The organism is Fibrobacter sp. UWH1 (genome assembly GCF_002210365.1).
Taxonomy (GTDB): domain Bacteria; phylum Fibrobacterota; class Fibrobacteria; order Fibrobacterales; family Fibrobacteraceae; genus Fibrobacter.
The window spans coordinates 89850-110896 of sequence record NZ_MWQG01000005.1 but is presented as its reverse complement, the minus strand read 5'-3'; the positions used below and the strand labels follow the sequence as shown (position 1 = coordinate 110896).

At 52.1% G+C, this 21047-nt stretch carries 16 protein-coding genes; 12 read left to right on the top strand and 4 right to left on the bottom strand.

The window, feature by feature from the left end; translation table 11 throughout:
* Positions 1 to 60: 60 nt before the first annotated feature.
* From B7992_RS03865 to B7992_RS03835, 7 genes are all read left to right on the top strand, one after another.
* Entirely contained in the window at positions 61 to 792 is a 732-nt protein-coding gene (locus B7992_RS03865) for a ribonuclease HII (RefSeq protein WP_088665593.1), read from the top strand.
* A gap of 233 nt (positions 793 to 1025) precedes the next feature.
* Positions 1026 to 1718, top strand: coding sequence for a MotA/TolQ/ExbB proton channel family protein (locus tag B7992_RS03860; RefSeq protein WP_139258260.1), 693 nt, complete (start codon positions 1026 to 1028; stop codon positions 1716 to 1718).
* 8 nt (positions 1719 to 1726) lie between these two features.
* A complete protein-coding gene (locus B7992_RS03855; protein ID WP_073158055.1) occupies positions 1727 to 2137 on the top strand; it encodes a biopolymer transporter ExbD in 411 nt (136 codons plus the stop codon).
* Between the two features lie 11 nt (positions 2138 to 2148).
* Entirely contained in the window at positions 2149 to 2925 is a 777-nt protein-coding gene (locus tag B7992_RS03850) for an energy transducer TonB (RefSeq protein WP_249269311.1), read from the top strand.
* Positions 2926 to 2944: 19 nt separating this feature from the next.
* On the top strand, positions 2945 to 4255 hold the full coding sequence (locus B7992_RS03845; protein WP_249269310.1) for a translocation protein TolB: 1311 nt from the start codon (positions 2945 to 2947) through the stop codon (positions 4253 to 4255).
* Between the two features lie 17 nt (positions 4256 to 4272).
* Complete coding sequence (locus B7992_RS03840; protein WP_073158058.1) at positions 4273 to 4872, top strand: OmpA family protein; 600 nt, start codon at positions 4273 to 4275, stop codon at positions 4870 to 4872.
* Between the two features lie 99 nt (positions 4873 to 4971).
* Entirely contained in the window at positions 4972 to 5973 is a 1002-nt protein-coding gene (locus B7992_RS03835) for a tol-pal system YbgF family protein (RefSeq protein WP_249505810.1), read from the top strand.
* Positions 5974 to 6365: 392 nt separating this feature from the next.
* Here the strand turns inward: B7992_RS03835 and murA are convergent, their stop codons facing one another.
* Together murA and B7992_RS03820 are read right to left on the bottom strand one after the other, a co-directional pair.
* Positions 6366 to 7649 (bottom strand): UDP-N-acetylglucosamine 1-carboxyvinyltransferase, encoded by a 1284-nt coding sequence (gene murA, locus B7992_RS03825; protein WP_073158062.1) that lies wholly within the window; start codon positions 7647 to 7649, stop codon positions 6366 to 6368.
* 5 nt (positions 7650 to 7654) lie between these two features.
* Positions 7655 to 8491, bottom strand: a complete 837-nt coding sequence (locus B7992_RS03820) for an RDD family protein (protein WP_073158065.1) — start codon at positions 8489 to 8491, stop codon at positions 7655 to 7657.
* An 86-nt stretch (positions 8492 to 8577) separates the two neighbouring features.
* Here B7992_RS03820 and rapA point away from each other — a divergent pair, with 86 nt between their 5' ends.
* From rapA to B7992_RS03795, 5 genes are all read left to right on the top strand, one after another.
* The gene (gene rapA, locus B7992_RS03815; protein WP_073284547.1) at positions 8578 to 11565 is read left to right on the top strand and encodes an RNA polymerase-associated protein RapA; all 2988 of its coding nucleotides are present in this window, start codon (positions 8578 to 8580) and stop codon (positions 11563 to 11565) included.
* A 186-nt stretch (positions 11566 to 11751) separates the two neighbouring features.
* The gene (gene proB, locus B7992_RS03810) at positions 11752 to 12891 is read left to right on the top strand and encodes a glutamate 5-kinase (protein ID WP_073158072.1); all 1140 of its coding nucleotides are present in this window, start codon (positions 11752 to 11754) and stop codon (positions 12889 to 12891) included.
* A gap of 15 nt (positions 12892 to 12906) precedes the next feature.
* On the top strand, positions 12907 to 13614 hold the full coding sequence (scpB, locus tag B7992_RS03805) for an SMC-Scp complex subunit ScpB (protein ID WP_073158075.1): 708 nt from the start codon (positions 12907 to 12909) through the stop codon (positions 13612 to 13614).
* A gap of 17 nt (positions 13615 to 13631) precedes the next feature.
* The gene (gene mutS, locus B7992_RS03800; RefSeq protein WP_176421838.1) at positions 13632 to 16265 is read left to right on the top strand and encodes a DNA mismatch repair protein MutS; all 2634 of its coding nucleotides are present in this window, start codon (positions 13632 to 13634) and stop codon (positions 16263 to 16265) included.
* 105 nt (positions 16266 to 16370) lie between these two features.
* The gene (locus tag B7992_RS03795; RefSeq protein WP_073284542.1) at positions 16371 to 16874 is read left to right on the top strand and encodes a hypothetical protein; all 504 of its coding nucleotides are present in this window, start codon (positions 16371 to 16373) and stop codon (positions 16872 to 16874) included.
* Here the strand turns inward: B7992_RS03795 and B7992_RS03790 are convergent, their stop codons facing one another.
* Both B7992_RS03790 and B7992_RS03785 read right to left on the bottom strand, forming a co-directional pair.
* Complete coding sequence (locus tag B7992_RS03790; RefSeq protein ID WP_073158084.1) at positions 16875 to 17381, bottom strand: RidA family protein; 507 nt, start codon at positions 17379 to 17381, stop codon at positions 16875 to 16877.
* A 176-nt stretch (positions 17382 to 17557) separates the two neighbouring features.
* Complete coding sequence (locus tag B7992_RS03785; protein WP_083538119.1) at positions 17558 to 20950, bottom strand: MFS transporter; 3393 nt, start codon at positions 20948 to 20950, stop codon at positions 17558 to 17560.
* Between the last annotated feature and the right edge of the window lie 97 nt (positions 20951 to 21047).

The following is a 21047-nucleotide window of genomic DNA, read 5'->3' as shown; positions in this document are numbered from 1 at the left end:
CGGCGAAGCCGCCTGACTTTAGCTCGCAGCTCATGGCTCGTAACTCACCGCACGTAGCTTATGAAATTTAAACTGCCGGCATTTCTGGATGGAATCGAATCGCCTATCGATGGTGAAGTTGCCCTTCGTGAGAACTTCGCAGGATCCATCATTGCCGGTGTTGATGAGGTGGGTCGAGGGCCGTTGGCTGGCCCTGTGGTTGCCTGTGTTGCCGTTCTCAAATCGCCTGACGCCTTGATTTCGCTGAACGACTCCAAGAAACTGACCCGCCCCAAGCGCGAAGCTATGTTCGAAGCGGTGAAGGAGGCTTGCGCCTGCTATGCCATTGCCAGTGCCAGCGTTGCCGAAATTGATGAAATCAATATTCTAGAGGCTGACTTTTTGGCCATGCGCCGCGCCTTGCAGGCTCTGGGAATGCCTGGTGTTCAGGAATCTGCCCCCCAGATCCCCATTGAAGTCAAGGGTTCCTTCGCTGAAGTTTCGTCCCTCTCGTCTATATTAGTAGCAGTAGACGGTAACTTGAAGATCCGAGGTATTCCTCAGGATAACCAGCTGCCTATTGTAAAGGGTGACGGCCGTGTTGCCAGTATATCTGCCGCTTCTATCCTGGCGAAGGTGTTCCGTGACCGCTATATGGATGACCTGGAGAAGAAATATCCGGGCTATGGCTTCGACAAGCATGCTGGGTATGGTACCAAGGCTCATCTTGATGCGATCCGAAAGCTTGGCTATACCCCTGAACACCGCATGAGTTTCCATCCCAAGTCTTTGCAGTTGGAACTTCCATTATAATTTTTATTTATAAAAGTTTGACTTTTATTTGTTTTGACGGACCCATTTATTTTGTAAGAAATTGTAAATGTTGGGTCTTGGCACCTTCTTTTTTGTATTTTCTCTTTAATTTGTGGTGAAAACTGACATTTTGCCATGGTTTTATGTCTTAATGAAGATGTAAAACTTGAAAATTTTCTATCTTATTGATAGTCAAAGATTTATGTAATCCTTTTTTATGAAGGGAGGCTATTTTGAATAACTCAGTTCCTCTGTTTCAAATGATTGCCCAGTCGGACATCGCTACCATTGTTGTGCTCTGCATTCTTGCAGTCATGTCCTTGGGTTCCTGGGGCATTATTCTGGTCAAGTATGTGGTGAACAAGAAGAATCAGCGGGCCAATGTGGTGTTCTTCCGCAAGTTCATTAACGTTCAGCAGTTTGTGGAACTGCAGACCCTGTGCGAAACCGCCGACGAAAGTGCCCTGAAGAGCCTTACTTCCGAAGTACTTAAGGAAGCTTCCAAGTTCAGTAACTTCGTGAGTTATGACTCCATCCAGCACCGCGCGTCCTTGCTGGAAGATACCATCCAGCGTTCTATCGAAGGTCTGCGCCTGGCTGAAGACCGCTATCTGAGCTTCCTGGCAACCTGCTCCAACCTGGCTCCCTTCTTCGGACTGCTGGGTACGGTCTGGGGCATTATGGTGGCCTTCTTCCAGATCGGTCAGCACGGTTCTGCCGACTTGACTGTGGTGGCTCCCGGTATCGCTATGGCTTTGATTACTACGGTTGGCGGCCTTGTGGTGGCTATTCCCGCATCTGCCGGCTACAACTACTTTACCTCCCATAACGGTCAGAACGAAATTTCCTATTACAACTTTGGTTCCCAGGTGCTGAGCTTGTTCAAGCGCGGTGACTTGCTGGCTCTTGAAGAAGTGGCCGGCTAGGAGGCGTCGTGAAGCGCAGTCGCGGTAAAGAACTTAAGCAGGAAATGAACCTGACGAACATGATTGATATCGTGTTCGCCATCTTGATCGTGTTCATCATTTCTGCTCCCCTCATGAGCCAGGGCGTTAAGGTGGACTTGCCCAAGGCCGAAGCTCCCACTATGGAGCAGGAAAAACTTTTGAAGGTTTCCATCACCAAGAAGGAAGAAATCTACATCGCAGACATGATGGTGGATTTCCATAGTTTCAACAACGTGTTCAAGTCTTTGTGGAACGGGGAAATGGCTGTGGTCATTAACTCCGACGAAGAAGTGAAGTACGGCCTTGTGATGAAGGTGGTGACCCAGGTGCAGAAGCTGGGCGTTACAAAGCTTGGCTTCTTGACCATGAACCCGAAAGAAAAACCGGGTAAAAGGTAAGGATTATTTTAGTGAGCGAACGTAAGGAACAAATCCGCTACTTCTCTAGCGAAGGCGATGGAATGATGGTGCGAATCATCATTTGCGCCGTTGTGTTCCATATGGTGATCGCAGGAATTTGTATTGGTATTCACTTTGTGAATTTCAAGCAGGAACCGGAACCCATTCCCGTGTTCGAGATGGTGCAGGTGCAACAGCCTCCGAAGGCTCGCCCCAGACCGCCTCGTCCTAAGCCCCCAGAAATTCCGCCTGATCCGCCTAAGGAACAGCCTAAGCCCGACGTGAAACCTAAGCCTGAGCCGAAGCCCAAGGTAAATAAGGAACTTCCGCCGGACATCAAACCCGAAGAAGAAAAGAAGCCGGAACCCGAGCCGGAAGAAAAACCGGAACCGCAGCCGGAACCGGAACCCGAGCCGGAGCCGGTAGATGACTTTGACGTGGATGACCTGGATTTGCCGGCCGCTGTAGAAGCGCCCAGCTTGAATCCTGTGGGTTCTGTTGACATGGACCCGTTGATGCAGGTCTACCTGGAACAGCTGAAACGCATTATCATGGCGAACTTCAATCCTCCCAATAGTTTGTCTGTGAAGAAGAGCGTGAAGACCACGGTGCAGTTTACCATTGACCGTTTTGGTGGCATTACTGGAATTACGCTGAAGCGTTCTTCGGGTAACAAGACCTGGGATCATTTGTCTGTTCGTGCGGTCTCGATTTCCAAGGCTCCGGAGCTTCCGCTTAATTTTAGAGCTCCCAGCTTGACGTTGCATTTTAACTTTACGCCGAATTAATATAGAGGTGTGATCGGATATGATTGAAAAAATCAAGGCTATCTCTAAGTTTCTGTCCTGGGCTCTGGTACTGTTCTTTGCGTACCTGCTGTTTTCCCCGGTCGCAAGCTTTGCTGCCATTGATACCATTGCGGTAGACGTTGGTATTTCGGTGTTCAAGACTATGCCCATTGGCATTGTGCCTTTTACCGAAACCAAGGGTGCCATTGAGTGGATCGAGGAAAAACCTCATCAGATCATTACCCGAGATGCAGAACTCTCTGGACGTTTCGAAGTGATTGCTTCTGACAAGTTCAACTTGGCCTTGTTCAGTAAGAATCGTGCCAAGCACTACATTACCGGTAAGGTGACTCCGGCTGAAGGTGGCAAGCTCCGTCTGGAATGCTTCCTTTATGTGGCTCAGACCAAGGACATGATGCTGGGCGAAGCCTATACTATCAGTCAGCAGGACCTTCGCCGTGCCATGCACAAGTTCTTTGACCAGGTCATTTACCGTTTGTGGGGCGAACGTGGTGTTGCCTCCACCAAGCTGGCCTATGTATCCAAGATCGATGGAGTCAAGCAGGTTGTGGTTTCTGACTACGATGGTTTCCATCGTTCCCAGATTACTCGCGATACGACCATCAGCATGATGCCTGTATGGACCCGCGGCAATAAGGGCTTGATCTTTGTGAACTTCCAGACTCACCGCCCCAAGCTTTATTCCAAGACGTTTGGCGGACCTATTAAGTCTTTGTTCCCTCATCTAGATCAGACGTATAGTCCTGCTGTAAATCCCAAAACTGGCGAATTACTTTTCTCCAGTACCGTAGACGGTAAGACGGATCTGTATATCGGTAATCCTGAAACGGGGAAGGCCAGGAAGTTTGCCTATCTGAAGAGTAACCAGACAAGCCCTGCCTGGAGCCCCTTTGCCAGCGAAGTCCTGTTTACCAGTGACCGTGGCGGTGGACCTCAGATTTTTGTGATGGGCAAGGATGGCAGCGATATGCGCCGCGTGACTTTCATGGGCCGTTACAATGAACGTGCCAGCTGGTCTCCTGAAGGGGATCGCATTGCCTATACTTCCATGGATAATGGCAAGATGAATATTTATACCTGCGCCCTGGATGGCTCTGACATTGTACAGCTGACCAACAACGCAGGCAACAACGAGCATCCCACCTGGTCTCCCGATGGTAAGCTCATCGCTTTCGCAAGTAACCGCAGCGGAAGCTATCAGATTTATATCATGAGGAAGGACGGATCCAACGTGACCCGTATTACCAACTCCGGCGAAAACACCGCGCCTACCTGGTCCTTCTTCTATGAAGACGATAATAAACAATAAACAAAAGAAGGTGCAAAATGAAGAACTTCGTTAAACTCGCCCTGGTGGTTACTACCGCCTCCCTCGCCCTTGTCGCTTGCTCCAAGAAGCAGCCCCCTGTAACGGATCCCGCTGCAGAACAGGCTCCTGCTGCAGAAGCAGCTCCCGCTGTTGAATCTGCTCCCGTGAACCAGGATTCCCTGGCTGCAGAACAGGCTCGCCTTGAAGCTGAACGCCTTGCTGCAGAACGCGCCCGCCTTGAAGCAGAACGTGCCCGTCTGGAACAGCTGATCAACCAGATCATGAGCGAAGACGTCTACTTTGACTTTGACCGTTCCGAACTGACTGAAAAGGCTAAGGAATTGCTGGCTCAGGTTGGCGAACTCCTGATCAAGGAAGAACGCTTCACCATCACTATCGAAGGCCATACCGATGCTCGCGGTACCGAAGATTACAACTTTACCCTGGGTGCAAAGCGCGCCATGAAGGTGAAGGAATTCCTGGCTGCTTACGGCATCGACAACAAGCGCATGGAATCTGTTAGCTACGGTAAGGAAGCTCCCAAGGCTGAAGGTTCCTCTGAAGAAGCCTATTCTCAGAACCGTCGCGCTAACTTCCGCGTGAATATTAAGGACTAGAGCCGGGTGTCGCGAGCAAGCTTGCTTGCTCATGATTGAGGCCAATGAATAATGTGGACTTGAACGTTTATTTTTCGCTGGTTTTATAGCGAGGTGTATATGAAACGATTGGCTTTGGGTATTGCTGTTGTCGCGCTGGCACTCACTGGCTGTAGTCAGGTGACCATGCTCCGCACTCAGGAAATGAAGGCTGTTGGCACGGACGTGCAGACTACCGTGCAGAAGAATGCTGCCTATACCGTAGAAACTCTGGGCGCTCAGAATGATTCCCTGCGTGCAGAACTGGACTCGGCTTTGGCTCGTCTGGAAGCGGCCTCCCTGGCTCAAAAGCGTATGCAGGCTGAAATTACCATGCTTTCTCGTCGAGTGTCCGACGAATCTGAACGCAATGACTCTAGACAGGAAGAAATTCTGTATCGTCTGGACATGCTGTTGGGTAAGTCTGACAAGATCCTTGCCAAGAAGGTTGTGGTCAGCGGCGCTCCGGCTCCTGTTTCTATGGACAGCCTGGAACGCGAAGCTGAAAAGCTTGTGGAAGCGGAAGCCATGTTCAATACTGCCCGCAGCGACTATCACCGTAGCGAATATAAGCTGGCCTACTCCGGCTTTAAGCAGGTCTATGAACAGATGAAGACCGGCGAACTTGCCGAAAATTCTCTGTACTGGATGGCTCTCTGCCTGATTGAAGTAAATCAGATGGATAAGGCCAAGAAGGTTTTCGCCCGTATGTCCGAAGCATTCCCCGATGGTCAGAAGACTTGCCCGGCGATGTTCAAGCTGGCTAGCATCTACAGCGATGAATGCGATATCGATATGCAGAAGCAGTATCTGCAGAAGATTCTTTCTAACAAGTCCTGCGAAACTACCGGCGAGTTCGAACAGGCCGCCGAAATGCTCCAGGAAATCCTGGAAAAGGAAGACAAGGTTAAGGAAGGCGCTCCTGTAGAAGCTTGCGTGCCTAAGGAAGTACCCCTGGAAGCTCAGCCCGTTGCGGAAAAAGCACCTGCCGCAGCCCCCGCTGACCCCTCCGCCGCTCCTGCCGTAGAATCCGCAAATCCCGCCGCAGCCCCCGCACCTGCTGCCCCCGCTGCAAATCCGTAGAATTTTACCTACATAAAAATGAAAAAGTCCGACGCAGCCCGCTGCGCCGGATTTTTTTTGCCTTAAGGTTTTGAATGGGGTGCGGAAGTGGAATTCGCGTGTGTGGGAGTTTTTTTTTCGGGGTTTACTAACCTAATGTCGAATGTAAGAAAGTTTGGTTAGTAAGAAATTAGTTTATATATAGTGTTTTCTTGAAAATTGGAATATATATACTAACCAAACATCGTTTTTTTGTCAATTTGGTTAGTAAGACAAAAACAAAAAACCTCTTCCGTTGGGAAAAGGTATTCGTTTTTTACTAACCAAACGGCGCCTTTGGACCAATTTGGTCAGTAATTTGGTCAATTTGGTGAATGAATCAAGGGTGGAATAGCTCCTCCCTTGCATCATTATCAGAAATTATCGTCTTCTTCGTCGTCGGAGTGACGGATCACTACGCCGCCGATCTTAGCGACTTTATTTTCGAAGTCTTCGTAACCGCGGTCCAGATGGTACACGCGGCTGACGGTACTTTCGCCTTCGGAAATGAATGCGGCCAGAACCAGTGCGGCTGTTGCACGCAGGTCGCTACCCATGATATCGGTACCTTCCAGCTTGGTGCCGCCCTTGATGATGGCGGTGTTGCCGTTCACCTGGATGTCTGCGCCAAGACGCTGCAGTTCTGCCACGTGCTTGAAGCGGTCGTTGTAGACTGTATCCTGGATGGTGCTGTTGCCCGGGATGGAAACGAGAGTTGCCATCAGCGGAGCCTGCATGTCGGTGGGGTAGCCGGGGTAGGGGAGGGTGGTGACGTTGATAGGCTTCAGTTCTACGCCGCGGGCGTCAACCTGAGCCCAGTCGTTGCCCACTTCCACCTTGCAGCCCATATCGCGGAAGGCGTCCAGGGTGCTGGCGATATGTTCGGGGAAGACCTTGGTGACCTTGATGCATCCGCGGGTGATGGCGGCTGCGCAAAGGAAGGTGCCTGCTTCGATACGGTCGGGAATGGTAAAGCACTTGCCCGGACGGAGAGCTTCCACGCCCTGCACGGTAAGGGTGCGGGTTCCGCGGCCCTGGATCTTGGCACCCATGGAGTTGAGGAAGTCCACCAGGTTGTCAATTTCGGGTTCAAGGGCGGCATTCTGAAGAACGCTGGTGCCCTTGGCGAGAGTGGCTGCCATCAACACGTTGACGGTGGCGCCTACAGAAGAAATGGGGAAGTTGAAGTTACCGCCGGGGAGACGTCCTTCACAGGTTGCTTCTACATAACCGCGGGTCAATGTGATTTTTGCACCTAGGGCTTCAAGACCCTTCAAATGCAAGTCCACGGGGCGGGGGCCCCAGGCGCATCCACCGGGGAGAGAAACGCGGCAACGTCCGAAGCGGGCCACCAGAGGTCCCAACACATAGAAGCTGGCGCGCATGGTCTTTACCAGTTCGTAGGGGGCTTCCAGATGGTCGGCACCGCGGGTGTCGATTTTAAGCTGGTGGGATTCACCGCTGATACGGCAACCGATAACGCGGAGCACGTCAGACATGGTCTTCATGTCTTTCAGGTGGGGGACGTTTGTAATTTCGGAAACGCCGTCGGCCAGGAGAGCGGCTGCCATCACGGCAAGCACGGCATTCTTTGCGCCGGAAATTTCGACTTCACCTTCGAGAGGTTTTACCGCCTGGTGAACTTCAAAACGATACATATAAACTATTTCTCCTGATCGTCGTCGGGACGAACTTTGATTTTAACACTTGTGTCGTGAACCACGTAGGTTCTTGCAATCCAGTCATGAAGGGATCTGCGCTTGGGGTCAATCATGACCACCAGATAGCCGATGCCGTAGAACATCAAGGTGAACTGGGTGAAAAGGCTTGCCACATAACGCAATGTGCTGAGAACCCAGCTAACCTTTGCGATTCCGCTGACGGTACTGATGCTGTAGGCGGGTTCCACATGGATCTTGAACAACTTCTTGCCGGGGGTGGCGGACTTTATTGCGGTAAAGACGATGAAGTAAATGCCCTGCACGATACCCCAGATGGATAGGAACAGATGGGTGCCGGGGGCTTCCAGGATCTTGCTCATGGCGTCTTCGGCGGTGGGGTCTGCGATGTAGGCGTTCATTGCTTCGGAAATGGCGTTCAGGTCGGCCAGCTGCATTGCGCTCAGGACCATGAGGATGACGATTCCGAATGCAGAAAGGATGAGGTTGTCGACGAAATAGGCGGCGGCGCGGACAAAAAATCCGGCGTAGCGCTTGGAGGCCTTATGTTCTGCCAGGATGGCTTCTAGGGCTGCCTTGATTTGCTCTTCGTCGGAAAGGACGGAACCTTCTGCGGATTCCCCCTTTTCAAAAAGGTTAGCATTGTTCTTTGCTTCTTCCGTATCTTCCCAGCGGACCCAGTCCTTCATACCTGAGTGCCATACCAGAGTCTGGGGCTTTACCGTTTCGGATTTGACAAGATCCATTAATTCATCGATAGAATAAGGACCCTTGCGCCTGTCTCCGTCGGTTATGCTTTCATCAATATAATACCAAATCATACTGGGTACAATGTAGCAAAAAAAGCGGATATTGTCGGGCGTAGTAGGGAAGCCGAAATTTTGAAAAAAAACTAAATTGGGGGCTTATGATGAATTTTAAGGTTGGCCAACGCTACGTAAGTCAATCGGAACCTGCTCTGGGACTCGGCATAGTCACAGAAGTTCAGGACCGTATTGTGAAGATTTCTTTCCCTGCTGTGAATGATGTTCGTCTTTACCGTTCCATGGGTGCCCCGGTGGACCGTTTCCTGCTTGCCGTGGGTGAAACTGCGAAGAGCGAAAAGGGTGTTTCCTTTACGGTGGAAAATGTGGTGGAAGTGGATGGGCTGGTGGTCTATGAAGGTCGCGCCGGTCGTTCCATGAAGGAATCCGAACTGAATGGCAAGATTTCCATTGCTAGGCCCGCCGACTTGTTCCGTGCCCTGCAGGAAAACCGCATTTCCGATAGCGACCAGTTTCTCCGCCGCGAACAGTCCATGAAGCTGTATTGCAAGTGGCAGTCTTCGCCGGTACGCGGTATGATTGGCCCCCGTGTAAGCCAGATTCCCCACCAGTACTATCTGTGCCAGCGCGCCTGTTCCAGCTCCGCTCTGCCCCGTCTGATGCTTTCTGACGAAGTGGGCCTGGGTAAGACTATCGAAGCCGGCATGATCTGGCATGCCCTGAAGGCCCGCGGACGCGTGACCCGTACCTTGGTGATTGTTCCCGAAACTCTGAAGCATCAGTGGCTGGTGGAAATGAAGCGCCGCTTCAACCATCTGTTTACCCTGGTGGACGAAGGCTACCTGAAGGGCTTGTTTGTGGCTGACGAAGACGATAAGCCCAATCCGTTCTCCCAGGCCAACGACATCATCTGTTCCATCGACTTCTTGATCAAGCAGCCGGCCCTGATCGAAGACTTGCTGAAGGTCAAGTGGGACATGACCATTATCGATGAAGCTCACCACCTGGTTTGCGAAGATGGATTTACCAGCCACGAATACTTGCTGGCCAATGCGGTGATCCAGCGCTCCAAGGGTGTGTTGCTCTTGACCGGTACTCCGCTGCAGTTCCATCCGGAATCCCAGTTTAACCGACTGAAGATGTTGGACCCGGTCCGCTTTGCGGATTACAATAATTTTATCAAGGATCAGGATGCGTACCGCAAACTGGTGAATGAACTGAACAAGTTGCCTACCGATCCTGGTCAGCAGATGAGCTGGGACGACCTGAACGAAATTGTTCCCAAGAAGTCCATGATCCGCCCCTGGCTTGAACAGGAAAGCGCCAAGTCCATGTCTGCCGATGAATGGATCCGCCGTATCGTGGATGCCGTGGGTACTGGCTCCGTGGTGTTCCGCAATACCCGTAAGGGCGTGGGCGGATTCCCCAAGCGCGTGTTGGACGAAATCCCGTTGGAACCTAACGAACGTTATCGCGAAATGGTGAACGTGGCCGCCGAGAACGACCTGGATATGTCTACGGACATTCAGGAAAACGGTTTGCTTTGCACCAGCTACTCCGATGCCTGGTGCATGGACGAACGCTATGTGTGGTTGAAGCAGTTCCTGAAGGAACATAAGGACGACAAGGTCCTGCTGATTTGCGAATCCATTCAGGTGGTTCTTGCTCTTGAGACCTTGCTGACGGAATACATGGGCGAAGGCGCCTTCTCCATGTTCCATGAAAATATGACCATCATGGCCCGCGATAAGGCCGCCGCAAACTTTAGCCGTGAAAACGGCGCTAACCTTCTGATCGCTTCTGAAATAGGTTCCGAAGGCCGTAACTTCCAGTTTGCCCATCACTTGATCTTGTTTGACTTGCCGCTGGACGCTTCCTTGGTGGAACAGCGTATCGGTCGACTGGACCGCATTGGCCAGACTGAAAACATTATCATCCATGTGCCTTACGTAAAGGGTTCCGGTCAGGAAGTCATGTTCCGCTGGTACCACAACGGCTTGAATGCTTTCGGCACTCCCATGATGAGCGGTGGCGAACTGTTCCTGAAGTACACCGACGAGTTGATTGCCGCCTTGGCAGAACCCCAGGAATTCCTGCAGCACTTCATGGACAATGTCATTCCCCAGGTGAAGAAGGATTGCGACACCATGCGCAAGAACATCGAGAAGGGGCGTGACCGCTTGCTGGAATTCAACTCCCGCAATCCGGCGAAGGCAAAGGAAATTACCGACGAAATCCAGCGCGTGGATGCTGAACCTGAACTTGAAACTTTGGTGTTCTCTTCGTTGATGAACCGCGGACTTGAAATTGAAAAGAGCAAGATTCCGGGTTGCTATGTGGTGACCATGGGAACTCAGGTGGAAGCCGGTTCTGTGCCGGGGATGCCCGAATCTGTGGGCGGTGTGCCTGGTAGCAGTGGCGGTGGCGGACGTGTGGTCCAGAATGTGGGCGACTTCTCTGAAGGTGGTGGCGGTGACGAAGATGCTCGTTACTCCGATGCCTCCAGCCTGACCGTTACCTTTGACCGTAATGTAGCCATGATCCATGACGAAGTGGATTTCGTTAGCTTGGAACATCCGCTGTCTCAGGGTGTGATTGACTTTGAAACTACTTTGGACAATGGCGCTGTGTCTTGCAATATGTGGCAGAACTCCGGTATGCGCGGCCTGCTCATGCAGTACAACTTTGCTGTAGACTTCTCCATTTCTGAAGAATGGGGCGTGTCTGACATTGCAGGTCCCAAGTACATTAGCGTTCTGGTGAACCCCAATGGCGAAGACTTGTCTAGCAAGCTTGAAGATCTTGCCAAGGCTACCTTTAAGGATGTGGCCGTGCCTCAGGGAAATCCGGCTGTGAACATGACTCTGAAGTACTTTGGTAAGGAAGGCTTGGCTATTGCCCGTCGTGAGGTGACTGCCAAGGCTAAGGAACTTGCCGAACAGGCTGCAGAAGCTGTGGAAGCTCGTGCCGAACAGGAATACCAGCGCATGAACCACTTGCTGATTATGCGTGGCAAGGCTGGCAACAACGAACAGTTGAAGCAGCTCCGCAAGAATGCCCAGGAATGGAAGAAGATTATTTCTAACCCGCAGCTCCGCCTGGATGCCATCCGCCTTCTGGTCTGCAGGTAATAGGTATGAGGAATGAGGTCGGGCCTTGCGGCCCTCTGAGGCATGAGGTCAACCGGGAAAGAATTTTGAGAGATGTAAAGAGATTTGTAATTTAACCTGAAAGCGAGCGACGCGAGCGACCTGATACCTCAAAGCGAACGTAGTGAGCGACCTGAAAACTGAAAGCACCAAAGGTGCGACCTGAATATGAGTGAATTAAGAAAGAACATTTTGAATGAAGCCCACCGCATTGTGGTAAAGATTGGTTCCCGCATTCTGGTGGATTCCGAAAAGGGTGGCGTCCGTACCCGCTATATCCAGAAGCTGGCTGATTCCGTTGCCCGCCTTATGGAAGCCGGCAAGGAAGTGGTGATCGTGACTTCCGGTGCTGTGGGTACCGGCATGAGCCAGCTGGGCTATAAGGAAAAGCCTACGGTCATTGCTGAAAAGCAGGCTTGCGCTGCAGTGGGTCAGATTGACTTGATGTACGCCTACCGCGAAATGTTCCGCTGGTGCCAGCTTTCTGTGGGCCAGATTCTTTTGTCTGCAGATGACTTCCGCGATCGCGGCCGTTACAAGAATCTGCAGAACACCATCAAGGCCATGCTCGCCCGTAAGATCGTTCCTATCATCAACGAGAACGACTCTCTGGCTGTGGCTGAAATCAAGGTGGGCGATAACGATAAGCTGTCTTCTGACGTGGCCCTGTTCCTGGATGCAGACTTGCTGCTGATCTTTACGGACGAAGACGGTCTCTTTGACGATAATCCCAAGAAGAATCCCAATGCCCGCCTGTTGCGTTTCGTTCCCGAAATTACTCCCGCTGTTCTCGCTCTGGCTGGTAAGCCCGGCGAAGCCGGTTCTGCTGTAAGTACCGGCGGTATGCGCAGTAAGCTTGAAGCTATCCGTAATGTAACCAAGAGCGGCTGCAATGCGTTCCTGGCTTGCGGTATGCGCGTGCTTCCCCACGAAGTGATTCTCGAACAGGCTGAAGGTACTTTATTTGTAGGCTCCAAGAAAAAGTTGAACAGCCGTCAGCGTTGGCTCAGCTTTATTACCACTCCCCGCGGAAGTGTCGTGGTGGACGAAGGTGGCGTAAAGGCCTTGCGCGAAAAGCATTCCAGCCTGCTGCCCGTTGGTGTTGTCGCTGTGAAGAAACATTTTGACAAGGGCGACCTTATTGAAGTCCTGAGCGAATCTGGCGAAGCTGTGGCCCGCGGTGTCGCAAAGTTCGATAGTGAAACTTTGAAGCTTGTACTCCACAAGAAGACTTCCGAAATCCATGCCTTGCTGGGTAAGGACGTTGCCGACGAACTGGTTCACAAGAACGACCTGGTGGTGTTTTAATAAGAGAGTTGAATTATGGCAGAAGATCAGAACTTAGACGAATTGGCCGAAGAATCGGCGGAACTCCCGAAAGTTGAAAGTCAGGAAGATCTGGCTCGCATTATCCAGGCATTGGTTTTTGCCTCTACTGATGTGGTGACTTTGAAGAAGCTTCGTGAAATCCTGGGCGACTTCCTGGATGCTCGCCTAGTGTCTGACGCACTTATTGCTGCCAACGATTCCCTGAACAAGATCAATTCACCTTTTGAAATTGTGGAACAGGCCGGTGGTTATCGCTTCCGTACTCGCGCCAAGTATTATCCTTGGGTCCGCAAGTTGTTCCCCGAAGCAAATGCCCGCCGCTTAAGCCAGGCTGCACTTGAAACTCTCGCTGTGATTGCTTACCAGCAGCCCATTACCAAGGCGGCCATTGAACAGGTTCGTGGTGTGTCTTCTGTAGATGGCCCGATCCGTAACTTGCTGGATAAGGGTTTCATCGCCCTGGGTTCCCGCGCCGAAACTGTGGGTAACCCTTACACCTACGTGACCACCCAGGAATTTATGAAGTACTTCGGAATCAACCGCATTCCCGAAGACTTGCCCCGCCTCCGCGAATTTAGCGAACTTCTGGAAGCCGGCGCCCTGGTGCCTCAATACGCCAAGCCTGAATCCATTGCCAACGATGAACCTCAGGAACCTGAGGATAATCCGGATCAGGTTGAACTTTCTATGGGAGATCTGTAATGGCCTGCACTCCTTTAATGCAACAGTATTACGATATCAAGGCCCAGAATCCGGGCTGTATTCTGTTCTTTAGAATGGGTGACTTCTTTGAACTTTTTGAAGAAGACGCTGTTATCGCCTCCAAGATTTTAGGCATTACCTTGACCAGCCGCAATAACGGTGCATCTGGAGCCACACCCCTTTGCGGATTCCCTCACCACGCCGCTGAACGTTACGTTCCCAAGATGGTGGCAGCAGGCTATCGAGTGGCTATCTGTGAACAGGTCGAAGATCCTAAACTGGCCAAGGGTATCGTCAAGCGCGACATTGTTGAAATCATCAGTGCCGGTACCGCTATGAACGAAGCTAACCTGGATGCTAAGGAAGCAAATTACCTTTGCGCCTACATCCCTGCGAAGGCTGCCGTTGCGGAAACCGTCGACGGAAAGTGTGCCGACTTGGCCGCCTTTGCCATCGCCGATGTGACTACCGGTTATTTGGCTACAAGTAAAAGTTCCATTCAGGCTTTTGAATGTGAATTCTGCCGCCGCATGCCCAAGGAAATCGTTGTTCCCGAAGGAACCGTGATTCCCGATGGCGTCATGGACTTGGTGAAGTCCGAAAATATTCTGGTGACTGAACTGCCCGCTTTCCAGTTCGGTGAAGAGGCTGCCCACGATACGCTGTTTAGCCATTTCAAGGTGGAAGCTCTGGATGGCCTTGGTCTTGATGGCCGCCCCGAAGAAACTTCTGTGACTGGGGCCATGCTCCAGTATTTGATGTTTCAGAAAAAGTCTGAGCTGTCTCATTTTACGGCTCTGGAAATTTTGAATCTGGATGACTACATGACATTGGATCCGTCCACCTTGCGTAACCTGGAACTGGTGCGCCCGCTGAACGCCGATGACATGAGCAGCACCCTTTGCTATGTGCTGGACTTTACCGTTACTGCCATGGGTGGTAGAACTTTGAAGGACTGGGTGAGCCATCCGCTGATTTCTGTAGACCGCATCAAGGCTCGCGAAGAAGCCGTCGATGAACTGGTGAACAATCCGGTAGCCCTTGACGAGTTGAAGGAATCTCTCACTTCTATTCTGGATATGGAACGCCTGATGGGCCGCGTAGGCTCTGGCCGTGCCAATGCCCGTGACCTTGCGGGTATGGGCCGCTCCCTTTCTCAGGCCGCCAAGGTGGCCGATGTTCTGGAAGGTTTGCGTTCTCCCATTTTCGAACCCATGCGTGAGGCTTTGATCCGCGCCCAGGGCAGGGGAGAGGAACTTCTCAACCAGTTTAACGAAGACTTGCCCTTGACCGTTCGCGAAGGCGGCATGATCCGTGAAGGAGCCAACGCAGAACTGGACTCCATGAATGCTGACATTAAGGATAGACGTCAGTGGATTGCGTCCCTTGAAACTCGCGAAAAGGAACGTCTGGGAATTCCCAGTCTTAAGGTGGGCTACAACAAGGTTTTCGGTTACTACATCGAAGTGACCCGCGCCGCCATGGCCAAGGCCACCAATCCTATTCCCGACGAATATATCCGTAAGCAGACTACGGTGAATGCCGAACGTTACATCACTCCGGAAATGAAGGAATGCGAATCCATCATCAGCAATGCCGAAGTGAACATTCACGCTCTGGAATACAAGATTTTCTGCGAACTCCGCGACCGCGTCAACTCCTGGCGTGCAGAACTTCAGGAAATCGCCAACGCCATTGCCCGCGTGGATACGCTTTACAGTTTTGCCCGCGCCGCCCGCAAGTACAACTATGTTTGCCCTGAAGTCTTTGAAGGTTCCGGCATCGAAATCAAGGGTGGTTTCCATCCGGTGATCGTTGCGGTAAATCCTGACCTGGATTTCATCAGCAACGATGTAACGCTTTCTCCCGAGGCGACCCGATTGATGCTGATTACTGGCCCCAACATGGCCGGTAAATCAACTTACCTGCGTCAGACTGGCTTGATTGTCCTGATGGCACAGATCGGTTGCTTTGTGCCTGCGGAAAGTGCCCGCATTGGCGTTGTGGACCGCATCTTTACCCGTGTGGGTGCCAGCGACCGCCTGAGCCGTGGCCTTTCTACCTTCATGGTGGAAATGATCGAGACTGCGAACATCCTGCGTAACGCCACCGCCCATAGCCTGGTGCTGCTTGACGAAATCGGCCGCGGTACCAGTACCTTCGACGGTCTCTCCATCGCCTGGGCTATCGTGGAGACTCTGCACGACGAACCTGCCCGCGCGGCCCTCACGCTGTTCGCCACCCATTACCACGAATTGACTGGTTTGGTGGATGACCTTGAACACGCCGGCAACTACCAGGTGGCCGTTCAGGAAAAGGGCGATAAACTCTTGTTCCTCCATAAGATTCTCGAAGGGGCTTGCGACTCTAGCTACGGTATCCATGTGGCAGAAATGGCAGGCCTTCCCAATAACGTGCTGCGCCGCGCCCGCAAGATCTTGCTCCGCCTAGAAAAGCACAAGATCGACCCCAGCGACGAAGCCGCCAACAAGAAGCTGAAGGAAAAGCCCCAGGTGGATCTGTTTGCAACCCCTGTAGACGAATCCGCCCAGCTTCTGAAGGAAGAAATCCGCCGCCTCCGCCCCGAAGAAATGACTCCCATGCAGGCGCTCCAATACCTGATGGACATGAAGGACCACTACGGGAAATAGCGTAGAGCGTAAAGGTTAAAGGGAAAAGTTTTTTGCATATCTTGCAAACACCTTTTCTTTTACAAAGAATGTGTGGCAACTGAAAAAATTGCTATTAGTTGTTGTATGATCGATTTCGCTGCATTACAGGACTACGTTTACGAGGATCGGGTTTACGATTCCAATATCCACGGATTGGCCCATTGGCGCCAGGTGGAGTTTAACGGACTTTTGTTAGCTAAAAAGACCAAGGCCGATGTCACTGTGGTTCGTCTGTTTGCGCTCTTTCATGATTCCAAGCGGGAAAGTGACGGCTACGATAGCAAGCATGGCGGCCGCGGGGCTGAATTTGCTCTAAAATGTCGCGAAGAAAAACTGTTCGAAATTACGGACGAACAGTTTGAAAAACTGTATCACGCCTGCAAGCACCATACTACGGAACGTAGTAGCGGTGACCCGACGATCGATACTTGCTACGATGCCGACCGTCTGGATTTGGGCCGCGTAGATTTTCTTTTGGATCCACAAAAAATGGCGACCTCGGCGGGCGCCCTTATTGCAACCAAATCCCGCAAGGAAAACGTTCCGACGCAAAAAATGCGAGATTGGTTGCTTCGATTTGAATTCTAGTTACTTTTCGATCCAGCCGTAGCGACCTTCGAACTTGGTTTCGCTCTTGATCACCTGGAAGGTACAGCTGACTTCTACGCCGGCGTTCTTGGGCAGGGCGGCCACACCTACTGCGGTGCGGGCGTGCTTGCCGTTATCACCCAGAATCTGTACGGCCAGTTCGCTGGCTCCGTTCAAAATTGCGGGCTGTTCCTTGAATTCCGGGTTAGACTGCACAAAGCCCTGGAGCTGAACCAGCTTCAAGGTTTCGCCGTCCTGCAGTAAGCTCATGGCGGCGGCAAGGTTGTTCAGCAGGCAGATGGCTGCGCCTTCCTTGGCCTTTTCCGGAGAAAGGGCGTCGGGCACAATGCCGGTGTATGCAGAAAAATCACCGTTCACGGAGGGCAGCTGGCCCGACACGAAAATCACATCGCCTGCACGAGTGGCGGGTACGTATGCGGCCAGAGGGGCTGCAACGGCGGGAAGGGTCAAACCCAGTTCTTCGACTTTCTTAACGATGTTCTGCATAAGGATCTCCTTGACTTTTACCTCTAAATAATACAAACTTTCCTTTTCTGAGTTTTTCTTTTTCTTTATAAAGTTTGCTTTTTTTATTTGCGGTTCCCCATAAAAAACTCATAGAAAAAGGCGAATCTTTCGATCCGCCTTTTCTATAGCTCTTGTTGTAGGAACACCCAGAAGATTTACTTCTTGGTGCCTTCCATCAGTTCAATGGCCAACTTCTTCATGTTGGTGAAGTCCCACTTGCCGGAACCCAGCTTGGGGATGCTGTCCACCTTGAATACGGAACCGGGGATCATAAGGGGCGGGATGCCGGACTTACGGATGTTGCGGGATAGTTCTTCGACGTCGAACTGGCCGTTTACCAGCAGCACGATTCGTTCGCCCTTCACGGAGTCAGGAACTGCGGTGACTGCGAATTCCATGCCCTCCAGGAGCTTGGTTTCGGCGAGGCGCAATTCCACGGCGGTCAGGGAAATCATTTCACCGCCCAGCTTGGCAAAGCGGCTGTAGCGACCGAGAATCTGTACGAATCCGTCGGGAGTGTGGGTGCCCTTGTCGCCGGTCTTGTACCAGCGGCGGCCATCCTTTTCGAAGACCACGCTTGCGGTCTTTTCGGGATCCTTCAGGTAACCCTTCATGACCTGGGGACCGCTGACCACGATCATGCCCTCTGCGGTGGGTTCCAGGAATTCGTTGGTTTCGGGATCGATAATGGCGGTGATGGAACCAGGGATGCCGAGGCCGATACTGGAGGTATCGTTGCACTTGCCCATGGTCAGGAAGTCATCCAGCAACACGTTGGGTGCGTTCAGGGTGGCCAAGGGGGAGAGCTCGGTACAACCGTAAGCTTCGTAGATGTCCTTGCCGAATTTCAGCTTGAAGGCTTCGCGCATTTCGGGGCGGAGCTTTTCGGCACCGGCCACGATGTAACGCAGGGAGTCCAGACACATGGGGTGGACCCAGCGGTTGATAACGATTGCGCGCAGGAAGGTGGGGGTACCCATCAGGATGGTAGTCTTGTACTGGGCACAGACGCGAGCCAAAGTCTTGATGTCGGTGGGATCGGGGCAGAGCACCATGGGAACACCGTTCAGCATGGGTGCCATGAAGGTCATGGTAAAGCCGAAGGAGTGGAACAGCGGCAAGAGGCAGGTCATGACATCGCCACGATGCATCTTGATGATGTAGTCCATCTGCTGGGCGTTGGAGACGATGTTCTTGTGGGTCAGCTGAACGCCCTTGGGGGTACCTTCGGAACCCGAACTGAAGAGGATCAAGGCATCGTCGTTAGGCTTTGCGGAAGTAAACCACAGGAACTTGAGCCACTTGGCGGGGAGGAACTTGATCTTTGCGGCATCGAGTATTCTTCCGATGGAACCCAACTTTTCTTCTTCTTCGTCAAGATAGATCATCTTGCAACGGTTGGCGATTTCTTCGAAAGCGGGGTTCTTGCTGGAAAGCTTGGTCAAGAAGGCGCGGGTGGTGACCACCGTAGAAATTTCGGCCTTTTCGATACAACCCAACACAGTGTCTACGGGGGCGGTATAGTTCAGGTTGACGGAGGTCTTGCCAGTGCCGAGAATAGACATGATGCCTAGGGCGGCGTCACGGCTGGTGGGGAGCATAAAGCCGATGTGGCGTTCTCCCTTGGAAACGGAACGGATTTTGCCGCCGAAACGGTGGCAGAGGCGGAGCATGCCGTGGCCGGAAACGTGTTTGCCTGCAGGGTCGATGAGAATGGGACGGTTGCGGCGTTTGCGCATGGCCCTGAACCACAGCGGAACGATGGGCTTGGAGTGATCCATGGCTACGTTCCACACGTCGGCGCTCAGTGCCTGCAAGTCGGCGCGGATCTGTTCTTCGGTTGCCGTTTCGGTCAGAGCCTTGGAGAAGCCTACGCTAACGATGCGGTTGTAATATTGGGGGCGGTTGACGCATTCCGAGGCGTGGCTGTAGCGGCTGCCCCAGAGACCCTGAATATAGAAGGGAATGATCTGTGCGCCGGTATCTTTGACGGCGGCGGAATAATCAAGAGTAAACTTTGAAATAAACGGCGACTTGGAAACTTCACCTTCGGGGAAGATTACCACCACTTCTCCATTGAGCAAGGCCTGACGGATTTCTTCCATGGCGGGCTTGGGATCGCGGCGGTTAATGGGAATCAGGAACTTGCCGTGGAACAGCCAGCGCTGGTACCAGTCCGCAAAGGTATTTCTGTTGCTTGCGATGCGGAGGGGACGCGGGCTTGCCATCTGGAGTACTGCCCAGTCGATGTAGCTGAAGTGGGGGCCGACTAGAAGGGCGGGGCCACTTTCGGGAATGTTCACGCTTCCTTTTACCATGATACGGTAACGGAAAACATAGCTGAAAGCAAAGCGGAGGCCAGCTCGCAGAAGTGTCATGGGATTACTCCGCAATGTTAGGATGAAGGTGATGATGAACATTACAGACAGAATCAGGAAGCAGTGGTAAACCTGACAGTCGGTAAAGATGAGGAGCAGTGTCTGACCGCCTGTGAGTACTGTAAGAACAATCATCTGGATCATGTTGGATACAGAATGAATTCGTCCTGCCGTGTTGGTCTTGGCCAGATTCTGGGTTGTTGTTCTAAGAATGACAAAGGCGGCACCAGTGCTGATTCCAAGAATGCTGTAGAGGATGCCCTGCAGCCAGTCAATATGAACGAAGGGAATCAGGAACATGACCAGAGCCGATGCGATTGCGGCAAAGGGAATGATGCCTGTTTCTACGAACCCCTTGGAAGAACGACTTGCCATGACGGCGCCGACGATAATACCTGCTGCAGTCAGCGTTACTGTAAATACAAATCCTGCCAGGGTCAGGCTGAAAGCGTTGTTTGCGCTGCCGCTGGACATGTGCTGTGCCAGAAGCATCAGAATCTGGATGACACCCCAGAAGGCAGAAAGACCGAGAATGGCCAGGCGGGCGCTGGGAATCTTCCAGGTGGCGGTAAAGACGCGACTTGCGGAACGATACTTGATGGACTCGTCGCGGCGTCCCACGCGGACAAAGAAACTGAAAATGGTTGTGGCGACGGAGGCGCCCAGGTAGATAAAGAGAATCTGATTGAAACCGATAAAACCGAGGTAGGCGGCCAGTGCAACTCCCAGTACGTAGTAAATCATGAACCAGGCGTTTGCCTTTACAAGATCGCTTCCGTCAAAGACTTTCTGCATGGCGCTGAGTCGGGCTGGCACATGGAGCGCATAGCCGATGCCGTAGACTCCAACTAAGCCAAATGCAACCCAGTTGCAATCCGTAACGTAGCAGACCGAAATGGCGATAAGGGCTGCTGCTGCAATGATGCTGGACCAACCCATGGCTCTGCTCTCGGATTGCTTGCTCACAAAGTAGCTTGCAATGGGCATCATGAAGATGCTGGGCACGAACATCCCCACCTGCAAAAGCAGACTTCTCCAGAGGAACGCAGTATCCTGGTAATTGGCACTGAGCCAGGCCTGGAAGTGAACGAAGATTCCCATCTGGGTAAATGCGCCGAAGAATACGGCGAAGAAGAAAGGAATAGCTCCGTGGTATTTATACAGTTTCATAAAAACTCGAGGTGGGTGTTTATTTCTTTTTGAAGACCTTGGCGAAACAGAACGCGCAGAGGGCTATGATGGCTGTCCAGGAGCCAATCATGAAAAT